5 protein-coding genes and 1 pseudogene are annotated in these 6,573 nt (G+C 39.1%); all 6 read left to right on the forward strand.

Going from position 1 to position 6,573, the window contains the following annotated elements; genetic code table 11:
- The first annotated feature begins 46 nt into the window (after nucleotides 1-46).
- A complete protein-coding gene (locus AAC037_RS00630; RefSeq protein ID WP_339900867.1) occupies nucleotides 47-631 on the forward strand; it encodes an RNA polymerase sigma-70 factor in 585 nt (194 codons plus the stop codon).
- 3 nt (nucleotides 632-634) lie between these two features.
- A complete protein-coding gene (locus tag AAC037_RS00635; protein WP_339900869.1) occupies nucleotides 635-1,612 on the forward strand; it encodes a FecR domain-containing protein in 978 nt (325 codons plus the stop codon).
- Nucleotides 1,613-1,646: 34 nt separating this feature from the next.
- A complete protein-coding gene (locus AAC037_RS00640) occupies nucleotides 1,647-3,410 on the forward strand; it encodes a hypothetical protein (RefSeq protein WP_339900871.1) in 1,764 nt (587 codons plus the stop codon).
- A 220-nt stretch (nucleotides 3,411-3,630) separates the two neighbouring features.
- Nucleotides 3,631-4,398 carry a GntR family transcriptional regulator gene (locus AAC037_RS00645; RefSeq protein ID WP_339900872.1) on the forward strand — a complete coding sequence of 256 codons (768 nt, stop codon included), beginning with the start codon at nucleotides 3,631-3,633 and terminating at the stop codon, nucleotides 4,396-4,398.
- Nucleotides 4,399-4,637: 239 nt separating this feature from the next.
- Entirely contained in the window at nucleotides 4,638-5,858 is a 1,221-nt protein-coding gene (locus tag AAC037_RS00650) for an MFS transporter (protein ID WP_339900873.1), read from the forward strand.
- Nucleotides 5,859-5,944: 86 nt separating this feature from the next.
- Nucleotides 5,945-6,573 (forward strand): annotated as a pseudogene (locus AAC037_RS00655) (arabinose isomerase); the annotation flags it as partial.

Consider the following 6,573-nt stretch of genomic DNA (forward strand, 5'->3'; position numbering starts at 1 on the left):
TGAGTTGTCCTTTTAATGAAAGCAATTATATTAATATCAAGCGTAAGTGAGGGTAAGTTCAAATGTAAAGGAAGAACCGCCATTGAAGGTGGATGACAAGTTGTTTGAAGAGGTCTTTAAAAATCACTTCAAAGCCTTGTATGGCTATGCCCGAGTGCTGTTGAAAGATGAAGTGGTGGCAGAAGAAGTTGTGCAAACTGTTTTTTTAAAGCTTTGGGAAAAGAGAGGGACTGTAAAGATCACTACTTCATTAAAAGCCTATCTCTATAAAGCGGTTTATTATGATGCCTTGAATTACCTCAAACATGAAAAAGTAAAAATGAAACACAGGGAGAGAAAACAACATGAGTATGCCGGGGACAGGTCGATTGGGGCTGTTGTTGACCATTCTGTGGAAGAAAAAGAAATTCAAAATAGATTGAACCTTGCATTAATGGCTTTGCCTGACAAGTGCCGGAAAGTATTCCAACTTAGCAGATTTGAAGAACTTAAATATGCGGAAATTGCTGAAAGAATGGGTATTTCTATAAAAACGGTGGAAGGTCATATGGGAAAGGCCCTAAAAACCTTAAGACTGGAACTGGCGGAATTTCTCCCCCTGTTTTTGATAATATTGGCAGATAAATTTTAAGTGATGGAAGATAGCTTACTTATAAAATACCTGCTCAAGGAAACCAGTAAAGAAGAGTCTATTGCTGTGAAAAGCTGGGTAGGGGCAAGTAAAGAAAATGAGAAATATTTCGATGACTTTTGCTGGGTATGGGAAAAATCCAAAGAAATAGTCAATGCTGAAGAGATAGATGTAGATAAAGCATGGGAGCAGTTTAAAAAGAATAGAGAATCAAAACTTTTAAAACCAGACCTAAGGAGTAGTCAAAGGTTATTATCATCGCCATGGGTTAAAATAGCTGCTACGGTTGTGTTGTTGTTGGGGGTGCTTGCCATAGTATTTTCTTTTTTACCCCACTCCGGAAAAGCGTTTTATGGCAGTGTGGACCTGGCTTCTTTAGAAGAGTCTAAGGAAGAGGTTTTACTGGATGGGTCCCAGCTTACCCTTAATAAGCATACCCGACTCTCCTACAGTCAGCGGTTTTTAGGGGATGACCGTTTCGTAGCGCTTATGGAGGGGGAGGCTTATTTTGAAGTTCAAGAGAATCCCCAAAAGCCATTTATAATTGCAGTGGATGAGGTAGAAGTGAAGGTGTTAGGGACTTCCTTTAATATTAAAAAAGCCGAAGGAAAAACCGTTGTTATAGTAGATGAAGGCTTGGTGCAAGTGAGTACCGGAAAGGAGAAGTTGTTCCTTACAAAAAATGAAAAAGCTACCATATTTACCAATGATGAAACCATTCGAAAGGAGCCTTCACAAAATCAATTGTTTAAATATTACGTTAGCAAAGAATTTGTAGCAAAAGATATGGCTTTAGAGGAACTGATTGAGGGGTTAAATGAAGCCTACGGTAGTAAAATTGAGCTAGTCTCGGAGCGTGCCCGAAGCTTGTCTATTACCACTACACTGCCTTTTGGACCCCTTGAAGATAATCTTGAAATTATCCGTCAAACACTGGGGGTGTCCATCTCTCATGAGGCTGGTGCAATAATTATTGAATAATTCTTTACCTTCGAAGGGTCTGTTGATAATTGCTATGATTTTTAAAATTCGCTGGTTTTTTCTGTTGTTCACCATTTTCCTGACGCCTCAAAAATTTGTTAGTGCCCAGGATTTTCTATTGCATGAGATGAATTATGAGGTGGCTAACCAAGTCGCCTTGGGGAATGTCATGGATGAGTTGTCTCAGGAACAGGGGTTTTATTTTTCCTACCAAAGTAGCCTAATTGATCTGGATGAAACGGTTTCTGTACCCTCATACGAGGGGCAGGTAGCTGGTTTTCTTCGTTTGCTGCTTGGGGAGGATTTTGAATTTAAAGAGCATGACAAATATGTAATTATTAAATATGCACCGGGTAAATTGGATGTTGATTTAATTGAAGGGAACAAGCGCTCAATGCTTAAGGGGAAAGTTAGAGATTTACATAGCGGCGAAGCCGTTCCATTTGCCAGTGTTTATGAAAAGAATAGCATGGTTTCTTCCTTGTCTGACCAAAATGGGGACTTCGAGTTAAAATATAAAAAGCAGCCGGATGACCTTGTTTGGTTGACCGTTAGCAAGGAAGAGTACCGAGATACTTCTTTTGTGATTTTACCATCAGTTGATGTAGGCTTAAGGGACAAATCCAGAAAGCTAAGGTTTTATCCGGAAGACGGAGCTGTTGAAGCAATGGAAAACAGTGCGCTTGGGCGTTTATTTATTGGATTTAGACAAAGGGTGCAAAGGCTAAATTTGGGTGGTTTTTTTGCAGAAAGCCCTATGCAGGTATCCCTTACGCCGGGGTTGAGTTCCCAAGGGGTCTTTAATAGCCAGATGATTAATAATTTTTCCCTAAATATTCTGGGAGGCTATACTGCCGGAGTGGAGGGGTTGGAAATTGCCGGCATTTTCAATATCAATCAGAAAGATGTAAAAGCGTTTCAGGTAGCAGGGATTTTTAATATGACAGGTGGGGATGTGGATGGTTTTCAAGCTTCCGGCATTCATAATTTCGTGTATGGCAAGGTGAATGGTTTTCAGGTTGGCGGAATTTACAACCATGTAAAGGGAGAAGTAAATGGTGGACAAGTTGCCGGAATCTATAATTTCAGTCAAGGTTCATCCGATATTCAAATAGCAGGTTTACTTAATAAAACGGACCAAGCTAATGTTTTACAAATAGCAGGTCTATCTAATCGTGCAGATCGTAGTACCGGCGCATTCCAGATTGCAGGATTAAATAATTATTCGCAAGGAGAGGTGAGCTACCAGATCGCCGGGCTCGTAAACAAGGCAGAACATGTTTCTGGTGTTCAATTGGCCGGGTTAATAAATATTGCCAAGTCGAGTGATTATCCCATCGGTCTGATTAATCTTATAGAAAACGGAAGAAAGAGCCTGGCTGTAGGTATAGATGAGACTGGGATCGGGCAAATTACTTTCCGTTCCGGTGGAAGAAAGTTGTATGGGATTGTGGGCCTGGGTATGAGGGAGCTTAGTGAAAGGATGTATGGTTTAGATTTAGGGTTTGGTTTGCATGTATTGGATAAAAAGAAACTGTTGATGGACTTTGAATTTGTTAATCGGCAAATAACTGATTTTTCCGAATTTTCAAACAATACAAGTTTTTTTAGATTGATTCCCGCCTATAAGTTAGGGGATCGTTTGAGTATTATGGGAGGACCTTCCATTGGGTTTACCGTCTTTGATAAAAACTGGGAATATCCAAGTCCCGGTTATGTGTTGGCAGGTAGAACCACAAAAAACGGAAGGTATGCCTTGCATGCTGGTTTTTACGCAGGTGTAGCCTATTCGTTATGACCCGAATCATAATTTCTTTTACTTACTGTCCTTTGGTAGAGAGTTGAAATTGCCCGTTGATTTTTTGCTGATGGGGCACATTCAAAAGAGCTATTCTGTGTTTTGAACTTTTTTCCCTTACATTTAACGCTTAAAATCATTTAATTTACAAGAATTACCCATGATTTTAAATTCTTACTCAAGTGTTCGCTGCCTGAGTCAATGAGAATATTATTCTTTTATGAAAAATCCAAACAAGAACAAGACGCCAAAATTTATAGCAATAAGTGAGCAAGTAATAGATAAAATTATTAGCGGTGAATTGTTGCCCGGAGACAAGGTCCCTTCTGAGAATGAATTGATTCACACCTTTGGTGTTAGTAATACGACTGCTAGAAAAAGCCTTCTGGAAATAGAGTCCAGGGGCTATGCGCAAAGAATCAAAGGGAAAGGGACGTTTGTGTTAAATAAAACGGGGGATTATCACTTGGTAAGAACCTTGGGGTCAATTGATGCCACAAGGAGAGGTTTTGATGAAAGTTTGAAAGTGGAAGGTTTTGAGCCCAAGACCATTGTGTTAGAAAAAACAGTCTTGGATCATGGGGTGTCAGCAGAAATAAGTGGTAAAAACTATATTATTGAAGGCCCTGTTTTGAAAGTGCATCAGCTGAGATATGCAGATGATATGCTATTGAAAGATGAGACCAAATATATATCCTTAAAATATTGTCCAAAAATCAATAGGCTTTCAACTGAGCTGTCCTACTTTAAGGTTTATGAGGATAAATACAAGCTGAAGATATCAGATATTAAGCAAACCTTAAGTGCCATAATTCTTCCACCTGAAGATGGCGATAATAATTTTGACATAGATTACCCATTGCCGGTTTTTGTCTTGGATAGTGTGGTGATAAGTGGTAAAGCCAATGTGCTTGAATTGGAGAAGTCTTTGTATAGAGGGGATAAATACAAATTTGCGATCATTGCACATCCCGAATACAAAGGCTGAATAATTTACAACTTAAATTTCAATGTTTTTTTTCAGTAATTGTCTCCGAGAGGGGGCATGGATTCATTCCGTATTTTCTAACTTAGGGCGTTAAGATATATTTTAAATGATCTTAATATTCGGAATTAAGTTTTGTTTTTATGTGATTATGGTTTCATAGTATCTTTATTTATATAATTATCTTGTTTATTTGATTATTAAGTGATATCATTGTTTTATTAACTTAGAGCGTTAAGATAATGAGCCCAAAAATCCGATGGTATATTTTAGCAATGATTTTTATTGCTACAGGTCTAAATTTTTTAGACAGGCAGGTCTTGTCCATGACCATAATCAAAATTCAGGAAGAACTTTCAATTTCAGATGTACAGTATGGTTGGGTAAACACCGGCTTTCTGATTAGCTATGCTTTGATGTTTACGGTTGGAGGCAGATTGATTGATAGATTTGGAGGAAAGAAGGGATTGGGTTTATCGGTAGGGATATGGTCTTTGGCAAGTGTTCTTCATGGGGTCATGAATACTTTTTCTCAGTTGTTAGGATTTAGATTTTTATTGGGAGTGGGAGAAGGGGCTTGTTTTCCCGGTGCTGCAAAATCAGTCTATGAATGGTTTGATGAAAAGGAAAGGGCTTTTGCCAATGGAATTGCAATTGGCGGCGCAGCAATAGGAGCGGTGGCTGCACCTCCTTTGACTATATTGATTGCCGGGGAATATGGTTGGCGCTGGAGTTTTGTAATTCCCGGGCTTATAGGTTTTATATGGCTTGTACTTTGGTTTGGACAGTCATGGAAAAAAAGTATTCATGCACGAGAGGCAAAAGAAATGGCTGAGCCTGCAGTCCAAATTTCTATAAAAAAGCTGCTCCAAAATAAAACAGTACAGGTATTTATATTGATTAGGTTTTTATTAGACCCGGTATTTTACTTTTTAATGTTTTGGGTGCCTAAATATCTAAACCAAGAGCGAGACTTATCATTCGAACGGATTGGAGAATTGTTTTGGATCCCTTTCTTGGCCTTGGGCCTTTCGAATATCCTAGGAGGCTGGTGTTCAGATAAATTGGTCAAGCACAATTTCACTATTAATGCTGCAAGAAAGTGGGTAATGGGATTTGCGGCAGCCTTGACTTTGGTGGCTCCTTTTATATCATCAGTTTCCACAATTGAAGTAGCGATACTGCTGATGAGTTTAATGATGTTGGCCCATGGCTTTTGGATCACAAATTATATTACGGCCATAGCGGATGTATTTGGTAAATATGCAACATCTTCAGTTGTAGGCTTATCCGGAACGGCAGGTGCTATTTCAGGAATGATCATTAATCCTTTGATAGGCTGGATTGCTCAAAACTATTCCTACGGCCCACTTTGGTTGGTCTCCGGCATCATGTATCCTTTAGCCTTTGTCATTCTAATGGTATTTATACCTAAAATCAAAACGATCGAATTGAGTACATAAAATTCAACTGACAGTTGGGCTTGATCCTTACTGCTGAATTAAACATAGTGCGTTAACAGGAAGTAAAAAAACTGAAACTTAATACAATGAAAGAAAGTATAGGAAAGGTTAACCCGGTGGAGGGGAAATATAAAATTGAACGTAGAAAATCATCATTGCCCAGGATTGGGGTTTTTGGCGTCGGTTATTTCAAATATTGGGCTCAATTTGATGGGCTTTTGGATGCCTTATTAGCCAAGCAAAAAGTGTTTATAGAAAAAATTGAACATAACAATGCGGAGGTAATAGATTTTGGTTTGGTGGATGATGCACAATCAGCCTATGATTTGGTACCAAAACTACAGGCTGCAAACCTAGATTTGATATTTTGTGACATGCTCACTTATGCCACCTCAAGCACCTTTGGTGTTATTATCAAAAACATCAATGTGCCAATAGTATTGGTGGCCTTACAACCAGATAAGGCCATGGATTACAGTAGGGCCTCAACATACATGCAGCTGTACAATGATGATGTTTGCTCTTTGCCTGAGTTTGCAGGGGTGGCTGTTAGGATGGGTAAGAGCGTGCCTGAAGTCATCATCGGTACTTTACATGACGATCCCGAATCAGAGCGAATGATAGGAGAGTACTGCCGAATAGCAAATGTTCTTCATGGTCTAAAAACGGCAAGAATAGGTCATATTGGACATCCTATTGAGGCAATGCTAGACAT

Origin of the sequence: uncultured Cyclobacterium sp. (assembly GCF_963976465.1) — a bacterium.
GTDB lineage: Bacteria > Bacteroidota > Bacteroidia > Cytophagales > Cyclobacteriaceae > Cyclobacterium.

What these genes read in the sequence shown, in the direction of transcription:
- AAC037_RS00635 (WP_339900869.1), top strand. Translation starts at nt 635, where the DNA reads ATGGAAGATAGCTTACTTATAAAATACCTGCTCAAGGAAACCAGTAAA.
- AAC037_RS00640 (WP_339900871.1), top strand. Translation starts at nt 1,647, where the DNA reads ATGATTTTTAAAATTCGCTGGTTTTTTCTGTTGTTCACCATTTTCCTG.
- AAC037_RS00645 (WP_339900872.1), top strand. Translation starts at nt 3,631, where the DNA reads ATGAAAAATCCAAACAAGAACAAGACGCCAAAATTTATAGCAATAAGT.
- AAC037_RS00650 (WP_339900873.1), top strand. Translation starts at nt 4,638, where the DNA reads ATGAGCCCAAAAATCCGATGGTATATTTTAGCAATGATTTTTATTGCT.